This is a genomic window from Tsuneonella troitsensis (assembly GCF_001441535.1).
GTDB lineage: Bacteria > Pseudomonadota > Alphaproteobacteria > Sphingomonadales > Sphingomonadaceae > Tsuneonella > Tsuneonella troitsensis.
Genome location: NZ_LMAU01000004.1, coordinates 284824 through 306531, shown reverse-complemented (window position 1 = coordinate 306531; position 21708 = coordinate 284824). Strand labels below are relative to the sequence as shown.

Annotated in this window: 20 protein-coding genes and 1 riboswitch; of the genes, 4 read left to right on the top strand and 16 right to left on the bottom strand. The window is 66.6% G+C overall.

Features of this window, described 5'->3' with window-relative positions; genetic code table 11:
- Window positions 1-119 precede the first annotated feature (119 nt).
- Together AR323_RS11165 and AR323_RS11160 are read left to right on the top strand one after the other, a co-directional pair.
- A complete protein-coding gene (locus tag AR323_RS11165) occupies window positions 120-668 on the top strand; it encodes a hypothetical protein (protein ID WP_057884038.1) in 549 nt (182 codons plus the stop codon).
- 122 nt (window positions 669-790) lie between these two features.
- Window positions 791-1531 (top strand): hypothetical protein, encoded by a 741-nt coding sequence (locus AR323_RS11160; RefSeq protein WP_057884037.1) that lies wholly within the window; start codon window positions 791-793, stop codon window positions 1529-1531.
- A gap of 3 nt (window positions 1532-1534) precedes the next feature.
- Here AR323_RS11160 and AR323_RS11155 read toward each other — a convergent pair whose 3' ends face one another.
- From AR323_RS11155 to AR323_RS11085, 16 genes are all read right to left on the bottom strand, one after another.
- Entirely contained in the window at window positions 1535-2149 is a 615-nt protein-coding gene (locus AR323_RS11155) for a trimeric intracellular cation channel family protein (RefSeq protein WP_057884036.1), read from the bottom strand.
- A 10-nt stretch (window positions 2150-2159) separates the two neighbouring features.
- Entirely contained in the window at window positions 2160-2612 is a 453-nt protein-coding gene (locus tag AR323_RS11150; RefSeq protein WP_057884035.1) for a hypothetical protein, read from the bottom strand.
- On the bottom strand, window positions 2609-3310 hold the full coding sequence (locus tag AR323_RS11145; protein ID WP_235510572.1) for a PepSY domain-containing protein: 702 nt from the start codon (window positions 3308-3310) through the stop codon (window positions 2609-2611). Before AR323_RS11145 ends, AR323_RS11150 begins: the two co-directional genes overlap by 4 nt.
- A 3-nt stretch (window positions 3311-3313) precedes the next feature.
- On the bottom strand, window positions 3314-4645 hold the full coding sequence (locus tag AR323_RS11140; RefSeq protein ID WP_057884034.1) for an amidase family protein: 1332 nt from the start codon (window positions 4643-4645) through the stop codon (window positions 3314-3316).
- 39 nt (window positions 4646-4684) lie between these two features.
- Window positions 4685-6163, bottom strand: a complete 1479-nt coding sequence (locus AR323_RS11135; RefSeq protein ID WP_057884033.1) for a DUF4403 family protein — start codon at window positions 6161-6163, stop codon at window positions 4685-4687.
- Window positions 6164-6231: 68 nt separating this feature from the next.
- Window positions 6232-7635, bottom strand: coding sequence for a dihydrolipoyl dehydrogenase (gene lpdA, locus AR323_RS11130; RefSeq protein ID WP_057884032.1), 1404 nt, complete (start codon window positions 7633-7635; stop codon window positions 6232-6234).
- Window positions 7628-7969, bottom strand: coding sequence for a hypothetical protein (locus tag AR323_RS11125; RefSeq protein WP_152980330.1), 342 nt, complete (start codon window positions 7967-7969; stop codon window positions 7628-7630). Before AR323_RS11125 ends, lpdA begins: the two co-directional genes overlap by 8 nt.
- A 14-nt stretch (window positions 7970-7983) precedes the next feature.
- Window positions 7984-9237 (bottom strand): 2-oxoglutarate dehydrogenase complex dihydrolipoyllysine-residue succinyltransferase, encoded by a 1254-nt coding sequence (gene odhB / locus AR323_RS11120; RefSeq protein WP_057884030.1) that lies wholly within the window; start codon window positions 9235-9237, stop codon window positions 7984-7986.
- Between the two features lie 11 nt (window positions 9238-9248).
- Entirely contained in the window at window positions 9249-12092 is a 2844-nt protein-coding gene (locus AR323_RS11115) for a 2-oxoglutarate dehydrogenase E1 component (protein ID WP_057884029.1), read from the bottom strand.
- Between the two features lie 76 nt (window positions 12093-12168).
- Window positions 12169-13059 (bottom strand): succinate--CoA ligase subunit alpha, encoded by an 891-nt coding sequence (sucD, locus tag AR323_RS11110; RefSeq protein ID WP_057884028.1) that lies wholly within the window; start codon window positions 13057-13059, stop codon window positions 12169-12171.
- Between the two features lie 74 nt (window positions 13060-13133).
- The gene (locus tag AR323_RS11105; protein ID WP_057884027.1) at window positions 13134-13619 is read right to left on the bottom strand and encodes a hypothetical protein; all 486 of its coding nucleotides are present in this window, start codon (window positions 13617-13619) and stop codon (window positions 13134-13136) included.
- Window position 13620: 1 nt separating this feature from the next.
- Complete coding sequence (gene mdh / locus AR323_RS11100; protein ID WP_057884026.1) at window positions 13621-14583, bottom strand: malate dehydrogenase; 963 nt, start codon at window positions 14581-14583, stop codon at window positions 13621-13623.
- A gap of 179 nt (window positions 14584-14762) precedes the next feature.
- Window positions 14763-14921: a hypothetical protein gene (locus AR323_RS14840; protein WP_161808739.1), complete on the bottom strand. Its 159-nt coding sequence runs from the start codon at window positions 14919-14921 to the stop codon at window positions 14763-14765.
- 85 nt (window positions 14922-15006) lie between these two features.
- The gene (locus AR323_RS11095; RefSeq protein WP_164461530.1) at window positions 15007-16962 is read right to left on the bottom strand and encodes a putative bifunctional diguanylate cyclase/phosphodiesterase; all 1956 of its coding nucleotides are present in this window, start codon (window positions 16960-16962) and stop codon (window positions 15007-15009) included.
- Between the two features lie 27 nt (window positions 16963-16989).
- On the bottom strand, window positions 16990-17328 hold the full coding sequence (locus AR323_RS11090) for a hypothetical protein (protein ID WP_057884025.1): 339 nt from the start codon (window positions 17326-17328) through the stop codon (window positions 16990-16992).
- A gap of 103 nt (window positions 17329-17431) precedes the next feature.
- Window positions 17432-18541 (bottom strand): cell wall hydrolase, encoded by a 1110-nt coding sequence (locus AR323_RS11085; RefSeq protein WP_235510570.1) that lies wholly within the window; start codon window positions 18539-18541, stop codon window positions 17432-17434.
- 191 nt (window positions 18542-18732) lie between these two features.
- Window positions 18733-18929: riboswitch (cobalamin riboswitch) on the top strand.
- Between the two features lie 94 nt (window positions 18930-19023).
- Here AR323_RS11085 and AR323_RS11080 point away from each other — a divergent pair.
- Entirely contained in the window at window positions 19024-20874 is a 1851-nt protein-coding gene (locus AR323_RS11080; RefSeq protein ID WP_057884024.1) for a TonB-dependent receptor plug domain-containing protein, read from the top strand.
- Window positions 20871-21707 (top strand): ABC transporter substrate-binding protein, encoded by an 837-nt coding sequence (locus tag AR323_RS11075; protein ID WP_235510568.1) that lies wholly within the window; start codon window positions 20871-20873, stop codon window positions 21705-21707. The genes AR323_RS11080 and AR323_RS11075 overlap by 4 nt, the downstream gene beginning before the upstream one ends.
- Window position 21708 lies beyond the last annotated feature (1 nt).

Below are 21708 nucleotides of genomic sequence, written 5' to 3'. Positions count from 1 at the left end.
ACGGCACTTTTCCTGAACGCCAGCTAACGTGCCAATTCAGCCTTCTCTCAAGCCGAATCGGCCAGAAGGGTGCCACGAAGCAGGGAAAACGCTTCCCTTAGACTGAATTGAGGTGAGCCATGAAGACCATTTCCAACGCCTTCGCCAAAGGCACTCTTGCCACCGTCGCGGCTGGCGCGATGGCTCTGGCTTCGGCATCCCCCGCCATGGCGCAGGATCGCTACCGCGACCGTGACGGCGGCATCAGTGCGGGCGAAATCATCGCCGGCGCGCTCGTGATTGGCGGCATCGCCGCCGTGGCGAGTTCGATCGGCAAGGACCGCAACTATCGCGGCACCTACGGCGAGCCGTATTACAACGGCAACTACAACAGCCGCTATGGTTACAACAACTATGGCAACCCGCGTCAGGCGGTCGAGCAGTGCGTCCGTGCCGCCCAGCGCGGTGCCTACGGCGCCCGCGTGACCGACATCCGCGACGTCGATCGCAAGAACTACGGCTACCGCGTCAAGGGTACGGTTGTCGTGAACGAGCGTGGCGGCGGCTGGGGCCGGGACTACAACTACCGCTACAGCGGCCGGAACTACGACCAGGGTCGTTTCACCTGCGACGTGCAGGGTAACCGGGTCGTCGGCCTCGATTACAGCGGCCTGCGTGGTTACCGCTAAGCGCGGGTCTGCGTAGACAATAGGCAAAGGGCGGTTCAGGCTGTTGCAAGCCTGGGCCGCCTAGTCGCATATGCACGATGCGGCATTTTCGCCGCACGATCTGTCTTGAGGGAACACAGGTCATGCTCTTCCGCTTCGCTTCCGCCGCCGCATTGGCCGCCAGTCTGTCGATGGCCGCGACGCCACTGTCAGCGGCAGAGTTGCCGCAGCTTGCCGGACATCGCGCGGTCGAGGCGCCGGGCGTTTTCGACGCCGATGCGGTCAATGCCGACGGTTATCGCCGCTGGCATCGCCGCGACCGGGTCGACGCGGGAGACGTGATCGGCGGCATCCTGGTGCTCGGCACGATCGCCGCGGTCGCAAGCGCGGCAAGCAAGGCCAGCCGCGATCGCGCCTATCGCACGCGCGGTTATCCCTATCCCAATCGCGACTACGACTATCAGCGCGATTACCGCAGCCGCCCCTACAATTCGCGCATGGACGACAGCCGCGGGATCGACCGCGCAGTTGACATGTGCGCGCGCGAAGTTGAGCGCAATGCGCAGGTCGAGACGGTCGATAGCGTGAGCCGCACCGGACAGGGCTGGGCCGTCACCGGCCAGCTTCTCACCGGGGCACCGTTCACCTGCTCGATCGGTCCCGATGGACGGATCGAGGGTGTCGATTTCGGCGCTCGCGGGGCGCAGGTCGAAGATCGCCAGTGGGACGACGATCGATACGCCGCAGCGCGTGCTGCCCAAGATGGGACGGGCACTCCAGCCTATCCGGGCGGTCCGCTGCCTGGCGACGAACCAGTGCCTTCGAATGACGATGGCGACGACGGCCGTTACCAGACCGCAGAGGCGCCCGACTTTCCGGGCTGAGAGCTAGCGTCCCTCGCGGTACGAGGGCAGCGCGAGCTTCCAGCGGATCGCCGCGCCGCGGGTGCCGAACCCGGCGGCCCACGCCAGCGTCCATGTGATTGCCGAGGGCAGCTCCGCTAGCGAACCTGCAACCGTGACCACCGCAGCGAGCGCGGCTGCGGTGACGTAAATCTCCGGCCGCATGATGATGGACGGAACGCCCGCGATCACGTCGCGCGCCACGCCGCCCGCGCAGCCGGTCACCACGCCCAGCACGGCCGCGGGCACCGGAGCCACGCCATAGGCGAGCGCCTTGGCCGTACCCAGCACCGCGAATGCCGCAAGGCCGGCGGCGTCGGCCCATTCCAGCAGTTCGTTCTCCCACCAGCGTCGCGGCGTGAACCAGGCGACCAGCGCCGTGCCAAATATCACCGGCGCGACCCACGGGTCGTGCAGCCAGAACGCTGGCGCGCCGAGCAGCATGTCGCGCAGCGATCCGCCACCGACCCCGGTCACCAGCGCGAAGAATGCCATCGTCACGAACGTCTGGTGAAGCCGAGCGGCGAGCAGGGCGCCAGTCAGCGCGAAGACCGCCGTTCCGGCAAGGTCGAGAACGGGGGGAAGGGCAGCCGGATTCATCGCTGCGCTTCTAGCCCTCTTCGCCATTCTGAGCGAGAGGCGGCCAAGGTAGCGGCGAGAGATCGGGCTCCAGCCACGACCTGCGCGCCTCGACGCTCATCAACCGGGCTTCGCTCCAGTAGGCGAGCGGCCAGCGTTTGTCGCCCAAGGGACCGGACATCAGCTTATCCAGGACGTCTGCTAAGCACCCGCCGGGGTTGGCAGCCAACATCGCCGCCGCCCCTCGCAGCGAGGCCTGCGTGATCGTCTCGTGATAGCCGCCGCTATCGGTGTTCCAAACGCCCGTCGCCTCGTTGTACCGCCGGATGACCGGCGCCATCCCGCCCGCTTTCACCAGCACGTCGGGATGGGAGAGCAACCAGAGCGCAGCGGCGAAATGCGCGCGGTGGGTCCACTCCTGCTTGGGCAGGGTGCGGTCGATCAGGCCGCATGCGATCCGTTCGATGCCCGCATCGTCGGTCACGCCCGGACCCGCCTTTTGCGGCGACGGAACAGTAGGATACTGCCCAGCACCGCTCCCGCCAACGCTAGGATGCCGAACGTGATCGTGAATGGATTGTGCGGCTGCTCGCGGGTTTCGAGGTCCATGATGTGCAGCCCCCACATTAGGTCGTAGAACCGCCACCAGCGGGTGCGCACCGCGTCGACCTCGCCGGTGGCGCGGTTGACGTAGACGCGGGTCCCGTCGGCAAGCGTCGCTTGCCACACCGCTTCGAGACGCCGGTAATCGAATGGCGTATCGTCCCCGTCGAATGCGCGCATCTCTGCGATGCGGTCACCGCCCCTGATCGAGGCGGCAACGACCGCGCGGGCCTCAGCCTCGTCGAGCGGCGGGAGGGACGCGCCCGTCTCGGCATCGTAGCGGGTTATCGTGCCGTCCGGTGCAGTGGCGAGCGTGATCGCGCGGCCCCGCTGAACGAAGCTGCGCAGCTCGACCACTCGAGGAGAGCCATCGAGCCGAAAAGCGATCGGGCGCGGATTGCCGCGAAGGGGTTCGCGCTCGTCCGGCTCGAGGCGTAGCGTGGTTCCGCGCACTTCCTCGATCGGCTTGGCCACCATGATCAGGCCGCTCGCCGTCCACAGGACCAGCGGGATCGCGATCAGCCAGCCCAGCCAGATGTGCCAGCGGGCAAAGCGCTGCATCCACTTGCCGTTTGCCAAGGCTCAGCGATCCATCAGCGCGCCGATCGCGCCCGCGGCGGCGATGCAGTCGAGGTCCGCCCATTCCGCGCCCATGACCTGCATGCCGCACGGCAATCCGCCGCTCTCTCCGACAGGGACGACCGTGGACGGCAGGTTGGGAAATGTGGCGAGACCGGCCCAGGCCAGCGCGTCGCCGAAGGCGCTGTCCTTGCCGTTGATCGCGATGCGCCGGTCGCGCAGCGGCGTATCGTCGTGGGTGTAGGCGACGAAGGGCAAGGGCGGCGCAAGGACGAAATCGTAGGCCGCGAACAGATCGGCCCAGGCGTAGCGATTGCGCGCCTGGCTATCGAGCAGCAGGTAATAGTCCGCCAGCGGCATCGCGTGGCCTCCCGGTCCCGCGTGTCCTCGCGCCATCGCGACGTTGAGCAGTCGCAAGTAATCGGCGTGCTGCGCGGCGAGATCGGGCAACAGGTCGCTCGTGCGGTCGACCCGCGCGCCGGCTTTTTCGATCTCGACCAGCGCCGCCTCCATCGGGCCGCGTACCGAAGCGTCCACCTCACTTGAGGGGTGATCGAGCACGGCGAGGAACCGCATCTGTCCGATCGACTTTCCGGTCCGACGGATCGGCTTGTCGGCGGTGACTTCGAGCAGGGTGGCGAGATCGTCCGCGCTCCTCGCGAGCGGCCCGACCACCGACAGCGGGCCGTCGTGAACGTCGCGGCCGCCAGCCATCGGATGGGTGTGTCCGCGCCGGCTGACCAGGCCGAACGTGGTCTTGTGGCCGTAGATCCCGTTGAAGTGGGCGGGGTTGCGGATCGAGCTGCCGATATCGCTGCCGTATTCGGCGGGGACCATCCCGCTCGCCACGGCGACCGCCGAACCGCCCGACGAGCCCCCCGACACGCGCGAGAGGTCGTGTGGGTTGTTGGTCCGGCCATAGACCGGGTTGTTGCTCTGCAGGTCGGCAAGATCCGGAGGGACGTTCGTCTTGCCCAGGATCACCGCACCGGCTGCCTTCAGGAGCGTGACGACGCGCGCATCGCGGTTCGGTCGGTGGTCTTTGAACTGCAGGTGCCCGAACGTGGTGGGAAGGCCCGCGACGTCGAAGCTTTCCTTGACCGTCATCGGCACGCCGAACAGCAGCCGCCCGGTCGGCGACACTCCGTCGAGCGCCTTCGCGGCGTCACGCGCCCGATCAAAATCGCGCACCACCACCGCATTCAGGGGGCCGTCGAGCGCCTCGATCCGCGCGATCGCGGCATCGACAGCCTCGATCGGCGACAGCTCGCCTGCTGCGATTCGGGCAGCGAGCGCGTTTGCGCCGAGTTCGTCGGTCAGGCGAGGTATCGTCATCGACAAGGCTCCTGAATAAGGCGTTCTGATCGGGGGGATCTAGCGCGGGGACAGCGTGATCGCGGCATTCCCGGTTCCCTCGACGGGCAGGTAAAGGCCCTGTCCGGCAGCCTTCAACCGACCGGTGCGGACATCGTCGATCGTCGCACGGATCATCAGGTCGCCTTCACGCTTGCTGGCGATCGCGCGGGTGATCTTGATCATCAGTTCGTCGTAATCCCGCTCGAAGTTCTGGGCCAGCGCGGCGCCGATCGTCTGCGCGAATCCAGGCGAGTTGGCCATGCTGAGCAGCAGGTCGGCCCCCGGACGGTCGGTATCACCGGTGATCTGCACGCCGTCGAAGGCGATCTTGCGCGAATTCTCGGCATTGACCGGTATGCCGGTCAGCCACACCTGTCCCTGCGCCTCGCCCAGAGAACCCTCCAGTTGCGTGGCCCTGAACGTGACGCCGACCGCTACCCGACCGCCTTCGGTTCCATAGACATCCACCGCGCCGAACTCGGCCCTGATCGGGCCAAGGCCTGGCACCTCGAACGGTCGCTCCGACCGGCGCACCAGCGCGCGCTGCACGACCGGCTCCAACTGGGCGTAGTCGGCGATCACCGGGATATAGAACAGCAGCTTGCCCGGCGCTGCGTCGAGGGGCGATAGCTGCGGCAAAGGCGTGGTCGGCGGATTGGGCGGGCGGTCTCCGACGAACGTCTCGGTCTGCGCCTTCAGCCCCAGCCGGAACGTCGCGGTGCGTCCGCTCAGGCTGTAGCCCCCATACTGCAGTTCCTTGGGCGTGATGCGCATCCACACGGGCGGGTTTGCGCGATTGAGTTCGAGCGATGTGAACGCCTTGCTCCAGAGCTGCTCGATCTCCCTGCGCAGGCCGAGCTTGGCGAGTTCGCGCGGCAGCGAGCGTTCGAACGAACTTATCGCGCCGCGCAATTCCTTGTCGGCGGCCTCGGTGAATTCGATCCGCTGGCCGAGGAAATCGACATGCGGTTCGTCCGACCAGGTATAGCGGATGTCGACCTTCCCGGTCGGGCTCCAGTCGCGATTGAGCGAAAGCCGCGCGACGATGCGGACATTGGCCGCCGCGGTTGCGGTTTCGCGCTTGAGGATCCCGCCGATATCGCGCGCCTCCACCGTAGCCCGAACGGGCAGGGTGATAACGAAATCCTGCCCGCGCCCGTCGAAGCGCATCGGACCCCGGGTGACCGTTCCGACGATGTCGCACTTGAGGCGCGGGGTCTTCAGCTTGACGAAGGCCACCTTCAACCGCTTCGGGGCGACGCACGTCTCTCCCTTGCGATTGATGCGCGCCAGCGTCCGGGGCACCTCACGTTCGAGTTGCCGGGTCAGCGCGGTGAGATCGGCCGTCACCGGAACGGCGATGACCGAATTCTGGACCGGAACCTCGATCTTGTCGTTCGCACGAGGCGGCGGGGCGAATGGCGCTTGCTGACGGCAACCTGCTATCGCCAGCAGGGCAGCAGCCACCAACGCCAGTTTGTGCACCGTGCCCCGCATCCACTTTCCCCCCGCGATCCGAGCTATGTGCCGGGAGACACGCGGCGAGGAAAGCGCAAGATCGCCAATCAGATGTGGATGGGCTTGCCCGTCACCGCCATCGCCGCTTCCTTGATCGCTTCCGAATGCGTCGGGTGGGCGTGGCAGGTATATGCGATATCCTCGCTGGTCGCACCGAACTCCATCGCCTGGGCTGCCTGCGCGATCATCGTGCCGGCCACGCTGGCGATGCACCAGACGCCAAGAACGCGATCGGTCTCGGCATCGGCAATGACTTTCACGAAGCCGTCCGGTTCGTGGTTGGTCTTCGCGCGGCTGTTGGCCAGCATGGGGAACTTGCCGACCCTGACCGGGCCTTTTTCCTTGGCTTCGTCCTCGGTCAAACCGACGCCGGCGAATTCGGGCCAGGTATAGACCACTCCAGGGATCACCGCGTGGTTTACGATGCCGGTCTGTCCGGCGACGTTCTCCGCGCAGGCGATGCCTTCGTCCTCTGCCTTGTGGGCCAGCATCGGGCCCGGGATAACATCGCCGATCGCCCAGACACCGTCGACCTTGGTGCGGAAATCGTGGTCTGTCTCGATCTGGCCGCGCTTGTTGGTTTCCAGCCCGATCTTGTCGAGGCCAAGGCCTTCGGTGTTGGGTCGCCGCCCGATCGACACGAGCACGCAATCGGCTTCCAGCGCCGTCGCATCGCCGCCGGCAGCGGGCTCGATCGACAACGTCGCCTTGTCGCCCTTCACGGTGCAGCCGGTCACCTTCGTGCCGAGCATCAGCGTCATGCCCTGCTTCTTGAAGATTTTCGCGGCTTCCTTGCGGATGTCCATGTCCATGCCGGGCAATAGCTGGTCGAGGAATTCGACCACCGTGACCTCGGCTCCCAGGCGCCGCCAGACCGAGCCGAGTTCCAGCCCGATCACGCCGCCGCCGATGACGACCATCTTTTTCGGCACCTTGCGCAGTTCGAGCGCGCCGGTGCTGTCGACCACGACCTGCTTGTCGTTGTCGACTTCGACGCCGGGAAGCGGCGTGACCGACGAGCCGGTCGCGATGATGACGTTCTTCGCGGTGATCTTTTCGCCGCCGACATCGACCGTGTGCGCATCGACGAAGGTCCCGCGGCCCTTTTTCCAGTCGACCTTGTTCTTCTTGAACAGGAACGCGATCCCGCCGGTAAGCTGCTTGACCGCGTCGATCCGCTGCGCGTGCATCGTGTCGAGGTCGAGCTTGGGCTCCACCACGACGCCCATCTTGGCCATGGTGCCGTTCGCGGCCGCGTCGAAGAACTCGCTTGCGTGGAGCATGGCCTTCGACGGGATGCACCCGACGTTGAGGCAGGTGCCGCCCAGCGTCTCGCGGCTTTCGACGCAGGCGGTCTTGAGGCCGAGCTGCGCGGCGCGAATCGCGGCGACGTAGCCGCCCGGGCCGGAGCCGATGATCAGGACGTCGTAGTCATAGGTCTGGTCAGCCACCGGCTTCCTCCGTGGGCAAAATCTGGTTGTCGACGGTCGCGGCGCCGATGCTGCGGGCGCAGCCGTTGACGATTTCCTCGACCCGGGCGCGGCTGATGTCCGCCACCGAGAAGTCGCGCGTGGCCAGCAGGGTTTCGGCGCTGCAGGCACACACTTCGGCGACCCGCGCCGCGACGATGCCCGCGCCTTCGGCCACCTGGCGGCACTGCGCGTCGATCGCATTGCGCGCTTCGCCTTCGACGGCTTCGCCCGCGATCTGGGTTGCTGCATCGCAGCCTACCAGCGCTAAAGCGCCTGCGCCGACGAGGAAAAGCCGCCCGATCGCGATTTTCATCTGCCCGCTCCGCATCACAGGTCGATCAGCATCCGCATCGGATCCTCGATCGCTTCCTTGATCGTCTTCAATGCGGTGACCGCCTCGCGCCCGTCGATCAAGCGGTGGTCGTAGGACAGCGCGATGTACATCATCGGACGGATGACGATCTCGCCGTCGCGGACAACGGGACGGTCCTCGATGCGGTGCAGGCCCAGCACGGCGCTCTGCGGCGGATTGATGATCGGCGTGGACATGAGCCCGCCGAACACGCCGCCGTTGGAGATCGTGAAGGTGCCGCCCGCCATATCGGCCATCGTCAGCGTGCCATCCTTGGCGCGCTTGCCGAAGTCGGCGATGTCCTTTTCGATCTGCGCGAAGGACTTGGCGTGCGCATCGCGCACCACCGGTACGACGAGACCGTTCGGCGCGCTGACCGCCACCGAAATGTCGACGTAATCGTGATAGACGATCTCGTCGCCGTCGATCTGTGCGTTGACCGCGGGAATGTCCTTGAGCGCGAGGCAGGCGGCCTTCGCGAAGAAGGACATGAAACCCAGCTTGATGTCGTGCTTCTTGGCGAACGTGTCCTTGTAGGCCTCGCGCGCGGCGATCACCGCGCTCATGTCGACGTCGTTGAAGGTCGTGAGCAGAGCGGCGGTATCCTGCGCGCTCTTGAGCCGCTTGGCGATCGTCTGGCGCATCCGGGTCATCTTGACCCGCTCCTCGCGGCGTTCGCCGGTCGAGGGTGCAGGGGATGGTGCAGGGGTGGCGCCAGGAGCCGGCGCCGGGGCGGGTTCGGCACTTTTCGCTTGCGCCGCGGCGAGCACGTCTTCCTTGGTCAGCCGGCCGTCCTTGCCGCTGCCCTTGATGCTGGAGGGATCGACGCCGTGCTCAAGAACCGCGCGGCGGACCGCGGGGCTGAGTGTCTGGGCGTCGCCCGCTTCTGCGGCCTTCGGTGCGGCAGGTGCAGGCGCAGCGGCGGGGACCGGCGTTTCCTTGGGTGCGGCAGCTTCGCGCGGTTCGACGCTGGTGGATTCGCCCGCGGCGACATCGTCCTCGATCGTCGCGATGACCGCGCCGACCTCGACCGTGTCGCCCACCGCGACCCGCTGCGTGCCCATCACGCCGGCGACCGGGCTGGGCACTTCGACCGCGACCTTGTCGGTTTCGAGGCTGGCGATCGGCTCGTCGACCGCGACCGGGTCACCGGGCTTCTTCAGCCATTCGCCGATGGTCGCTTCGGTGACCGATTCACCCAGCGTGGGGACTTTGACTTCCTTGGACATCTATCGCTTCCTCAGGCGGGTTTCTTCTTGGCCGGGCGACCGGCATTGCTGCGCAGCACGTCGCCGCCATCGTCTATGCCGAGCGCCAGCCCGACGAGCGCGCGCTGCTGCTCCTCGTGACGCTTGGCGAAGCCGGTGGCGGGCGATGCGGCCGCTTCGCGTCCGGCGTATATCGGCCGCATCCCGGACTTGCCCGCGGTCTCGGCGGCCTGCTCGATCAGGCGATCGACGAAGAACCATGCGCCGTTGTTGCGCGGCTCTTCCTGACACCAGACGATTTCCTGCAGGTTCGTCATGCGGCCCAAGCGGACCGCGAGCGGCTCTCCCGGGAACGGATAGAGCTGCTCGATCCGCACGACGGACACGTCGTCCAGCTTTTCCTCGTCGCGCCGCGTCATCAGGTCGTAGGCCACCTTGCCGCTGCACAGCACGAGCCGACGGACCTTGGCATCGGCGATCTCGGCATTGTCCGAAACGATCCGGCGGAAGTGGCTGTCGCCGGTGAATTCCTCGACGCCGCTCTTCGCCATCGGGTGCCGCAGCAGGCTCTTGGGCGTCATGATGACCATCGGCTTGCGGAACGGACGCAGCATCTGCCGCCGCAGGACGTGGAAGTAGTTTGCCGGAACGGTGATGTTGCACACCTGCAGGTTGTCGTTCGCGCAGAGCTGCAGGAACCGCTCGAGCCGGGCGGAGGAGTGCTCCGGCCCCTGGCCCTCGTACCCGTGCGGCAGCAGCATCACCAGGCCGTTGGCGCGCAACCATTTGGCTTCGCCCGCGGCGATGAACTGGTCGATGATGATCTGCGCGCCGTTGGCGAAGTCGCCGAACTGGGCTTCCCACAGTACAAGCGACTTGGGATCGGCCATCGCGAACCCGTATTCGAAGCCGAGCACGCCGTATTCGGACAGCGGGCTGTCGTAGACCTCGAACTTGCCGTGCGGCAGCTGGGTGAGCGGGATGTACTTGCGCTCGGTCGTCTGATCGACCCAGACCGCGTGACGCTGGCTGAAGGTGCCGCGACCCGAATCCTGCCCCGACAGGCGTACGCCGTGCCCTTCGGTGACGAGGCTGCCGAAGGCGAGGGCCTCGGCAGTCGCCCAGTCGAAGCCTTCGCCGTTCGCGAACATCGTCCGCTTGGCTTCGAGCACGCGTTCGAGCGTCTTGTGGACCGTCAGGTCGTCCGGCACGGTCGTCAGCGTGCGGCCGAGGCTGTCGAGCAGCTTCTTCGAGATGGCCGTGTCGACGTTGCGGCGCGCTTCTTCCGGATCGGCCGGCTTGTTCAGGCCCGCCCAGCGTCCGCCGAACCAGTCGGCGATGTTGGGCTTGTAGCTCTTCGCGCCCTCGAACTCGGTGTCCAGGTGGGCGTTGAACTCGTCGCACATCGCGTCGGCATCGCCGGGCTTGATCACGCCTTCGCCCTGGAGGCGTTCGGCATAGAGCGAGCTGACCTTGGGGTGCTGCTTGATTGCGGCATACATCAGCGGCTGGGTAAAGCTCGGCTCGTCGCCCTCGTTGTGGCCGAAGCGGCGATAGCACCACATGTCGATCACGATGTCGCGGCCGAAGCGCTGGCGGTATTCGATCGCCAGTTTGCACGCGAAGGTGACCGCTTCAGGATTGTCGCCGTTGACGTGCAGGATCGGCGCCTGGACGCCCTTGGCGACGTCCGAGGGATATGGCGAGGAGCGCGCGAACTGCGGGCTCGTGGTGAAGCCGATCTGGTTGTTGATCACGAAGTGCAGGCAGCCGCCGGTGTTGTACCCGCGCACGCCGGAAAAGCCGAGACACTCCCACACGATGCCCTGGCCCGCGAAGGCCGCATCGCCGTGGATCAGTACGGGCAGCACTTGCTCGTGCTTCTTCAGGTCGTCGCGGATCGCCTGCTGCGCGCGGGCCTTGCCCAATACGACCGGGTTGACCGCCTCGAGGTGCGATGGATTGGGCACCAGGCTCATGTGCACCTTGATCCCGTCGAACTCGCGGTCGGTCGAGGTGCCGAGGTGGTACTTCACGTCGCCCGAACCGCCGACGTCGTCGGGGTTCGCGCTGCCGCCGGAGAATTCGTGGAAGATCACGCGATAGGGCTTGGCCATCACGTTCGCGAGCACGTTGAGCCGGCCCCGGTGGGCCATGCCGTAGATGATCTCGCGCACGCCGAGCGCGCCGCCGTACTTGATGACGCTTTCGAGCGCCGGGATCATCGCCTCGCCGCCGTCGAGGCCGAAGCGCTTGGTGCCGACGTACTTCTTGCCGAGGTACTTCTCGTACTGCTCGCCGCGAATGACCGCGTTCAGGATCGCGCGCTTGCCCTCGGGGGTGAAGGTGATGACCTTGTCCGGCCCCTCGATCCGATCCTGGATGAAGCGGCGCTCCTCCACGTCGGAAATGTGCATGTATTCGAAGCCGACGTGGCCGCAGTAATTCTCGCGCAGGATCCGCACCAATTCCCCGACGCTCGCCCATTCGAGGCCCAGCGTGCCGCCTAGATATACCTGACGGTCGAGCGCATCGGCGGTGAAGCCGTGATACTCGGGAGTCATGTCGGCGGGCAGTTCGCGCTGGGTCAGGCCGAGCGGGTCGAGATCGGCGGCCAGATGACCACGCACTCGGTAGGTGCGCACCAGCATCATCGCGCGGATCGAATCCGCCGCCGCCTGTTCGACCGACTTGTCGTCGACCGGCTTGCCGGCCTTTGCCGCCGCCGCCTTGACCGCGAGCTGCATCGCGGTGGGGTCGAGCGCCTGGGTAAGCTCGTCCTCGCTCTCCCCGCCGACCAGCGGCCAGCGGGCATGGGCCCACGACGGACCCGGTTGCGGGTCGTCGGGAAGGAAATCGTGTGCTTCGTTACCCATCGTCTGGCCTACCCATGAAAGGGGAACGCCCGAACCTGCGCGGCGCTCCCGGGGAGGAGACGCGCCGCAAGTCAGGTCAGGCGAGTTCCTTCAGCAGTGCGTCGAGCGTGGTGCCCAGTTCGGACGGCGACGGCGACACGCGGATGCCCGCTGCCTCCATGGCCGCGATCTTGTCCTCGGCGCCGCCCTGTCCGCCCGAGACGATGGCGCCCGCGTGGCCCATCCGCCGTCCGGGCGGGGCGGTGCGTCCGGCGATGAAGCCGACCATTGGCTTGCGAACGCCCTTCTTCGCCTGGTGGGCGATGAACTCGGCGGCCTCTTCCTCGGCGCTGCCGCCGATCTCGCCGATCATGATGATCGACTTGGTAGCGTCGTCCTTGAGGAACAGTTCGAGCACGTCGATGAAGTTGGTGCCGTTGACCGGATCGCCGCCGATGCCGACCGCGGTGGTCTGTCCCAGGCCCACCATGGTGGTCTGGTGGACGGCTTCATAGGTCAGCGTGCCCGAGCGGCTGACGACGCCGACGGTGCCCTTGCTGAAAATGGAGCCGGGCATGATGCCGATCTTGCATTCGCCGGGGGTCAGGACGCCGGGGCAGTTCGGGCCGATCAGACGGCTCTTCGAACCGGTCAGCGCGCGCTTGACGCGCACCATGTCGAGCACCGGAATGCCCTCCGTGATGCAGACGATCAGCTCGACCTCGGCATCGATCGCTTCGAGGATCGAATCCGCGGCGAACGGCGGCGGTACATAGATGCAGCTCGCGGTGGCGCCGGTGGCGGCCTTGGCCTCGGCGACGGTGTCGTACACCGGCAGGCCGATGTGCGTGGTGCCGCCCTTGCCGGGCGTCACGCCGCCGACCATCTGCGTGCCGTACGCTAGCGCCTGCTCCGTGTGGAAGGTGCCGGTTTCACCGGTCATCCCCTGGGTGATGACCTTGGTGTTCTTGTCTACAAGAATCGACATTTAAAATTCCTAATCAAGAACTTGAGAAAAGCTGAAGTTTGGCGAATATTAGTCTTCAACTCTCGCTGATCTATTCAATTATTGCGACGGATCGTGTGAAAAATCGCACCCATCAGTTCCGCATTCGTTTGGCCATCTTTTTTGTAAGTTCGAAGGACTAGGCCTCGCTGGCCTTCCTTCGTATTTACGAACCACCCCATGCCCGATTGTGCGGAGAATTTCTCGGGCTTTGATTTAAGAGCTGCTTCAAGCTCTGCGCGGAGTAATTTGGCGTCGCTAGCAGATTCTAAGATGGATAGAACGACGCAGCTACGGCTGATGCCGTCTCTGTCGGCCTTGAATTTGATGGTCAGCGGTAGTTTGCGATGAGAATAGCTACCCTTTCCAACCAGCTCCCAAACTGACTCGTCGCTGAAGGGGGATTGGTCGGCGCCAGATTCGTTGGCGCTCACCATGCACATAAGCCCTGCTTTCGCAGTCTCGGAAACTCGATCACCGTTGGCATGCTCCGAAGCCGTGACCGAGCTTGTCCCAACTGCGGCTGCAAGAAAGAGGGCCATCTTATGCAAGGCTGCTATCCAGCGCCTTGCACGCCACCAGCAGTTCCTCGACCGCGTCGGTCGAGACCTTGAGGTTGGCCTTTTCCTCGTCGGACAGCTTGATCTCGATCACTTCCTCGATCCCGTTCGCGCCGATGACGGCGGGGACGCCGACGTAGAGTCCGTCGAGGCCGTACTTGCCCTTCACGTATGCCGCGACCGGCAGGATGCGCTTCTGGTCGCCGAGGTAGGCTTCGGCCATGGCGATCGCGCTGGTTGCCGGTGCGTAATAGGCGCTGCCGGTCTTGAGCAGGCCGACGATCTCGCCGCCGCCCGCGCGGGTGCGCTGGACCACTGCGTCGAGGTTGTCCTTCGACGACTTGCCCATCGCGACGAGGTCGTCGACCGGGATGCCGCTGATCGTGGTGTAGCTGGTGACGGGGACCATCGTATCGCCGTGGCCGCCGAGCACGAACGCATTCACGTCCTTGACCGAAACGCCGAACTCCCAGGCGAGGAACGTGGCGAAGCGCGCGCTGTCGAGCACGCCGGCCATGCCGACGACCTTGTTGTGCGGCAGGCCCGAGAACTCGCGCAGCGCCCAGACCATCGCGTCGAGCGGGTTGGTGATGCAGATCACGAAGGCATCGGGGCAGTTTTCGCGGATGCCTTCGCCGACCGCCTTCATCACCTTGAGGTTGATGCCGAGCAGGTCGTCGCGGCTCATGCCCGGCTTGCGCGGCACGCCGGCGGTGACGATCACCACGTCGGCCCCGGCGATGTCGGCGTAGGAATTGGTGCCCTTGATGCGCGCGTCGAAGCCCTCGATCGGGCCGCACTGCGACAGGTCGAGCGCCTTGCCCTGAGGAATGCCTTCGGCGATGTCGAACAGGACGATGTCGCCCATTTCCTTCTTGGCGGCGAGATGGGCGAGCGTGCCGCCGATCATCCCTGCGCCAACCAGCGCGATCTTCTTGCGGGCCATGGAGAAAGCGTATCCTTCGGTCGCGCGGGACGGGCCTCGAACGGGCGCGACTCCCTCCCGCGGGCGGAGGCGGCCTCTGGTGCGAGGGCGGACCTAGGCGCGCGGGGATGCGAATGCAACCGCGAAAGGCGGGGCGAAAGAACTATCTTTGCAAGTGGTTCGCAGTAGCAAGAAGCGCTTCAGGAACCCCAGTCGCCACCCCGCTCGCGAGGAGAAAATGAATCGGCGCTCGCTTGCGACACCGATTGGGCGGCGCGGCGGAAGTCGTCCGGGCGATATCCGAACGCTACCAGGCCAACCACGAATACGCCCGTGAGGAAGATGAGTTTCCAGACCATTGCACGCACAGGGTGCGGGATGGACGGTTAAGGACAGGCGAAGCGATTGGGTTTACGGGCGGGCAAGCCTGTGCGTCGCGGCTGCTTAGCCGGTTGCTCGCAACAGCTCCCCGCCGTGGCGCTCCTGGGCGAGCAGCATGGCGGCCAGGTAGTCGGGCACCGCGCGGCTGAAGTGATATCCCTGGCCCAGTGTGCATCCGGCAGCGCGCACCGCCGCCACTTGCTCCGGCGTTTCGAGCCCTTCGGCGACGATCTCCATGTCGAGCTGAGCGCCGAGTTCGGCGACCGCGCGGATGATCGCATCGCTCTTGCGGCCCACGCTCGGCCCCGACACGAAACTGCGGTCCACCTTGATCTTGCGGAAAGGAAAGCGATCGATGTAGCCGAGCGAGGAGTAACCGGTCCCGAAATCGTCGAGCGCGAAATTGACCCCGGCGGCAGAAAGCTCGCGGATGAAGTTGCCGGTGGTCGCCTCGTCCTCGAGGAACAGGCTCTCGGTCACCTCCAGCTCCAGCCGTGAGGGATCGAGCCCCGCCTCGCGCAAGGCGGACAGGATGCCGAGCGCGGCGCCGGGCGCCTTGATCTGCAACGGCGACAGGTTGACCGCCAGGTTGACGTCGTCGGGCCAGTGGACAGCAGTGCGCGCCGCCTGTGCGGTTATCCAGTTGCCGAGCGTGACGATTACGCCGGTTTCCTCGGCGACTGGAATGAATTCGTCGGGCTTCAGCTCGCCCTTTTCGGGGTGGAACCAGCGCACCAACGCCTCGAACGCACGGATCCTTCCGCTCTCGAGATCGACGATCGGCTGGAAAAAGATCGACAGTTCCTCGCGCTGCAGCGCGGCGCGCAGCTCCGCCTCGATCTCCTTGCGGCGGAGCAGGTTGCGGCTCATCGAATGGTCGTAGAACCGGCTGTGGTTCTTGCCGCCGACCTTTGCGTGATAAAGGGCAAGGTCGGCGCACTGCATCAGGGAATCGGCATCCTGGCCGTCCTCGGGCATTATAGCGATGCCCATGGACGCCGGCACCTCGAGCCGCTCTGCGTCGATCCGCAGCGGCCGCGTGACGTTGTCGAGCAGGCGCCCGGCCAGCCGCTCGCACGCCCGACGACTCTCCACCGGACAAATGACGATAAACTCGTCTCCCCCGAAGCGGGCTACGGTTGCACCGCAAGGCGCTTCGGCGGAGAGGCGCTTGGCGACTTCGGCCAGCACACGGTCGCCCACGGTATGACCCAGCACGTCGTTGACTTCCTTGAACCGGTCGAGATCGAGCCAGAACAACGCCAGGCTGGTGCCGTCCGGTAGTTCCGACACGGTCTGGCTCAGGGCATGGTTGAGACCGGCCCGGTTGGCGAGCCCGGTGACCACGTCGGTCCGGGCGAGCACCTGCATGCGCCCCGCCAACTGGGCGCTCGTTTCGGCGGACTCGATGGAATCGTGCAGCGAACGGTACAGCGTATGGATGATCGCGCCCATCGCCGGACCGGCCAGGATCATCGAGATCGCGAATGCGATGTACGTGGGCGAGCCGGTTTCCAGCAGCGCCGCGAAGATCGGGATGCCGACCAGCGCGGGTTGGCTAAGCGCCAGTGCGGGTCGCCCGGCGTCGCGGGCGCCAACCGCGATGGCATGGCCGATCCCGCTCGCCAGCATGATCCCCTGAACCGTGGTATCGAGGTCGAGGTAGAACGTCGATGCGGCGAATATGCCCAATCCGGCGGAGTGACCGAACGCCCCCACGGTGTAGAAAATCTCGAGCGTTCGAACGCTCTTGGTTTCGGCGACGCGCGACATGGTGACGATGGCCACGATGCGCGCGAGGCCGATCAAGCCCAGCACGATGCACCCACCCATCAGGGCGGAGGAGCCGCTCGCGATCGCCGCCGCGACCGATGTGACGGTGATCATGAGGATGGCGAACACGAGGCTGACCGGCTGTGCGTAAAGCGTCTGGAGCAGCTTGCGATGCACCTCCGGACTCAGTTTGCCCGACACCTTTTTGCGCCGGTTGAACCGGTTGAGAGCGACGACCCCGAACATACCGGACAGCCTAGTAGCGCCGGACCCTCACCGTTCGGTTAACGTGCTGCTTACCTTGGAAAAATTCCGCAGCCGTCGGTGCGCGCACAAGGGTGACCGATTGCCGAGCGCGCTGGACACGGCCTGCCAGTGATCGCGATCGACCGTGTTGCCGAGATCGCCCGCCTCGCCTGCATTGCGCGCAGCGATAGTTGCGGCCCCGAGGCCGTGCATCGCGAAATGTCGCAGCGCCGCCACGAGTATCGGGTCATCGCCGATGCCCGGGTCCGCATTGTCGTTCGCGGCCGGGGCCACCGTTCGGCGGGCCAACGCCCGGGCGATGGGCGAGCGGGCGGGCGTGCGGGCGGGGGCGAAGCGTAAGCTCATGGGAGGATTGTCGTTCCTGCTGCGATCCGGGAATGAGGTTGATAGCGCCAACCACCTAAGCCGGGGTTGGCCGACAAGGTTACGCGGGCAGTAACCTGCAAGGTTATTGCGTATTTACGTCTGCCGTCTTGGCGATTGCGGGACTCGCGATCCAGCGCCCGGAATTGGCGTATTCGGCCTTGACCCCGCTCGATTGCGGCAGATTGCCCGCGGCGTAAAGCCGTTCGCCGCCGCGTGCGGCCACCGGCGCCGAATAGACCGGCGGCGGCGGTGGTGCAAAGGCTGCCGCGGTCGATGCCGCCTTCATCCGCGCTGCTTCGTAGGCCTGCGCCAGCACCACCGGGTCGGGTGCCGAACCCGCAGGATCGCTATAGCTGCGCGGGTGGGGCGCCGCGACCGGCTCGCGCCCGGCATAGCGCGCGGCGAACGCATCCGAGCGACCCGCCGCTCCGCGCCACTTGTAGAACGTGTGGAGCCCGATGGTGCCCAGGTTCGTCAGGCTCGACGCCCAGTAAGGCAGGACGTAGGTCGCATGGTAATGCGTGGCGAAACCGATCGGCTCGTACACGTACCCCGCGAGAGCGGCGGCGGCGACCCCGCGCGCCCGGTCCCAGGTGGCACGGGCGGGCTTGCGGGCAAGGCTGCCGTCGCAGGTGAAGCTGAACTGGCACCCGGTCCTGCGCTCGCTGCCCTGGAATACGACCCCGCACACGCTGTTGGGATAGCTGGGGTGGGCCACGCGATTCAGGATCACCTGCGCGACCGCGCGCTGGCCCTCGGTCGGCTCGTTGGCGGCTTCGTAATAGAGCGCCAGCGTCATGCACTGCAGCGCGCGCGCCTTGTCGATACCGCTGCCCGACGCGAGGAACGCGCGGGCAGCAGACCCTGCCTGCGCTTGCCTAATCGGCCCGGCATCGGACTGTGCGCCGGTGTCGATCGGCGGAGGCACGCCGGTGTCGCCCACATCCTTCAGGACCGGCACGTCTTCGAGATAGAAGAACGCCGAGCCGGGAAAGCTTTCGCCGGGAGTTTCGAACGGCATCGGCGCGCTGACGGTATCCGTCGGCTCCAGCAAGGCGAACCCGTGCCAGTCGCCCGGTGCGGCCATCGCCGGGACCGCGATCGCAGCGGCCAGCGCCAGAATCCGCCGCCCGCGATGCGGCCCGCCGGCGAACGCCGAGCGCCAGCCGCGCCTGTGCAGCCGGCGCGGCATTTGGCGTGCGGGAGTTGCTGTCGGGTTCAAGGCGATCCTTGCGGGAATGAAAGAGCGTCGTCGTAGGCGCAGCGGCTGGTTACCTGAAGCCGCATTGCCACCGGTGTCCCTTGTCGGAACAGGCCGCAATGGGCGGTTAAGCGGACTGCTTTCGAACAGGTTACCTTGGCAATCGGCGCGGATCGGCCTATCGCGGCGGCCACGTCATGGGTTGTTCCCGCAAGGGAGCCGAAGAGGGAAGCGGGTGAGATACCCGCGCTGCCCCCGCAACTGTGACCGGGGAGCGATCCCGCCACATGCCACTGTCCCCGGCCATGCCGGGGATGGGAAGGCGGCGGGAAAGCGTCGATCCGGGAGCCAGGAGACCTGCCTGTGACGGTCGTTCCGCAGCCGGGCGGGGTGTACCGGAATGCAGCGAGGGCTCCCCGTGTCCGGGGTTCCTCCCGCCATGAACGGCGTGTTCGTTCATCGTGGGAGTATTCATGCGTAAATTTCTGTTTCTTCTGGGTTCGGCCTGCCTCGCGTCTCCGCTCGCGGCACAGGACGACGACACCGGCATCACCGTCACCGCCACCGGCGCGCGCGGCAACGTGACCGACACCGGCCAGTCGGTGACCGTCATCGGCGAGGACGAGATCGACGAGGTGCAGGGCGCCGACATCGCCCGCGTGCTGCGCCGCGCGCCGGGCGTGACGATTACCCGCAACGGCCCTCCGGGCTCGTTCACCGGCGTTCGCGTGCGCGGCGCGGCGGCTGAGCAACTGCTGGTCCTGGTCGACGGTGTGCGCGTGGCCGATACGGCGGCGCCGGGCGGCGGCTTCGATTTCGGCAACCTGGCTGCGGGCGAGGTCGAGAAGCTCGATCTTGTGCGTGGCTCAAACTCCACGATCTGGGGATCCGATGCGATCGGCGGCGTCCTGCTGGTGACCACGCGTGCCACGCGCGGCCTCAACGCCAGCGCCGAATACGGCGGCGACGACAGCACGTACCTGACCGCCAGCGGCGGCGCGGGATCGGACCGTTTCTTCATCGGCGGGTCGGGCGGCTGGCAGCGATCGGACGGCTTCTCTGCAGCCGCGACGGGCACCGAACCCGACGGTTTCGAGCAGTGGTCCGCCAATGGGCAGGTGCGCGCCTATCTGTCCGACCGGGTCGAGCTGTTCGCGTCGGGCCGCTATGCCAAGGGCGAACTCGACATCGACGGGTTTCCGCCGCCGCTGTTCGCGTTTGCCGACACCGCCGAGAGACAGGACACGCGGCAGTACACCGGTGCGACCGGGGCGATCTACGACAGTCCTCTGCTGTATCTGCGCGCGACCTATTCGTTCGCCGATACCGAGCGCGAGAGTTTCGATCCCGCCACTGGCGGCAGCGCGCCGACCTACGCCACCGACGGATCGTCGCGCCGGGCCGATCTGCGCGGGGAGTGGCGACCGATCGGGCCGGTCGTGGTTCACTTCGGCGGTGAGCGCGAATGGACCCGGTTCGAAACCGCGTTCGACGCGCCGCAGAAGACGAACATCTGGGGCGCCTATGCGCAGGCCGGAATAGAATTCGGTGGCATTTCGGCGCACGCCGGCGTGCGGCACGATCGCCACGCCCGGTTCGGCGGGGAGACCAGCCTGGGTGCCGATGCGAGCTATGGGCTGGGCAACGGCTTCCGTCTGCGCGCATCGTATGGAGAGGGGTTCAAGGCGCCCAGCCTGTTCCAGCTATTGTCCGACTTCGGCAACCCGGCCCTGCAGCCCGAGCGGAGCCGCAGCTTCGACTTGGGCCTTGCGTGGCGGACCCGCAGCGATGCGACCCACGCGGCGGTCACGTTGTTCCGGCGCGATGCGACCAACCTCATCGATTTCGTCTCTTGCTTCGGCATCTCCGGCGGCATCTGCACCGGTCGGCCGTTTGGGACTTACGACAACGTAGGCCGCGCGCGGGCCGAGGGTTTCGAAGTCGAGTTGGGCCTGTCGCCCGCGCCCGCGCTGCGCACGCAGGTCGCGTACAGCTTCACCAGGGCGACCGACCGGACCGCAGGGACCGATCTCGCCCGCCGTCCGCGCCATGCGCTGACCGGATCGGCCGACTGGCGCACGCCGCTGGCGGACGCGACCATCGGCGGTGACGTGCGGCTGGTGGGCGACAGCTTCGACGATGCCGCCAACGGCGTGCCGATCGACGGCCATGCCCTGTTCGACTTGCGCGCCAGCGTGCCGCTGGGCGAGCGGCTGGAGCTTTACGGCCGCGTCGAGAACCTGTTCGACACCGACTATGTCGAGGTCGCCGGTTACGGCACGCGCGGCCGCACCGCATTCGTCGGGGCGCGGCTCAAGCTGTGAGGGCAACGCTTGCCGCCTGTCTGCTTCTTGCCGGATGCGCCGCGCCTCCGCCGGAGCGGACGGGCGGCGGCGACGGTCTGCCGACCGTCGTCAGCCTCAACCCCTGCACCGATGCCATTCTCGCCGAAGTGGCCGACCCGGCTCAAGTGCTGGCGATCAGCCACTACAGCCACGATCCCGCCGCCACTTCGATGCCGCTGGGCGACGCCCGCCGCTTCCGCGCGACCGGCGGGACGGTGGAGGAGGTGCTCGCGCTCGATCCGGACGTTGTGGTCGGCTCCAGCTTCATGGCCCCCGCCACCCGCTCCGCGCTGGGTCGGCTGGGCCTGCGGGTCGAGACGGTCGGCATCGCCGCCACGGTCGAAGACAGCACGGACCAGGTGCGCCGACTGGCCGCAATTGCCGGTCATCCGGAGCGGGGCGAGGCTTTGGTTCGGCGGATCGAGGCCGCGGTCGCGGCAGCGCGACCCGATGGTCCGCCGGTTGCCGCCATTCTCTGGCAGCCGGACGGCATCGTTCCGGGCGAGGGCGCGCTCGTCAGCGACCTGATGGACCGCGCCGGGTTCGCCAATCACAGCGCCGCGCGCGGGATGGGGCAGGCGGATTACCTGTCGCTGGAAAGGCTCCTCGCCGATCCGCCACAGGTGTTGCTGGTCGCAGGCCAGGAGCGCGGACAGAAGCACCCTGCGCTGGACGCTCTCTCCGCGATGCGAACCGAGCCGTTCGATCCGTCGCTGCTCTACTGCGGCGGGCCCACGATAGTGCGGGTGATGGAACGCCTGACCGAGGTGCGGCGCGAGATATCTCGCCTCCCACAAGCGGGAGGGGTGTGAC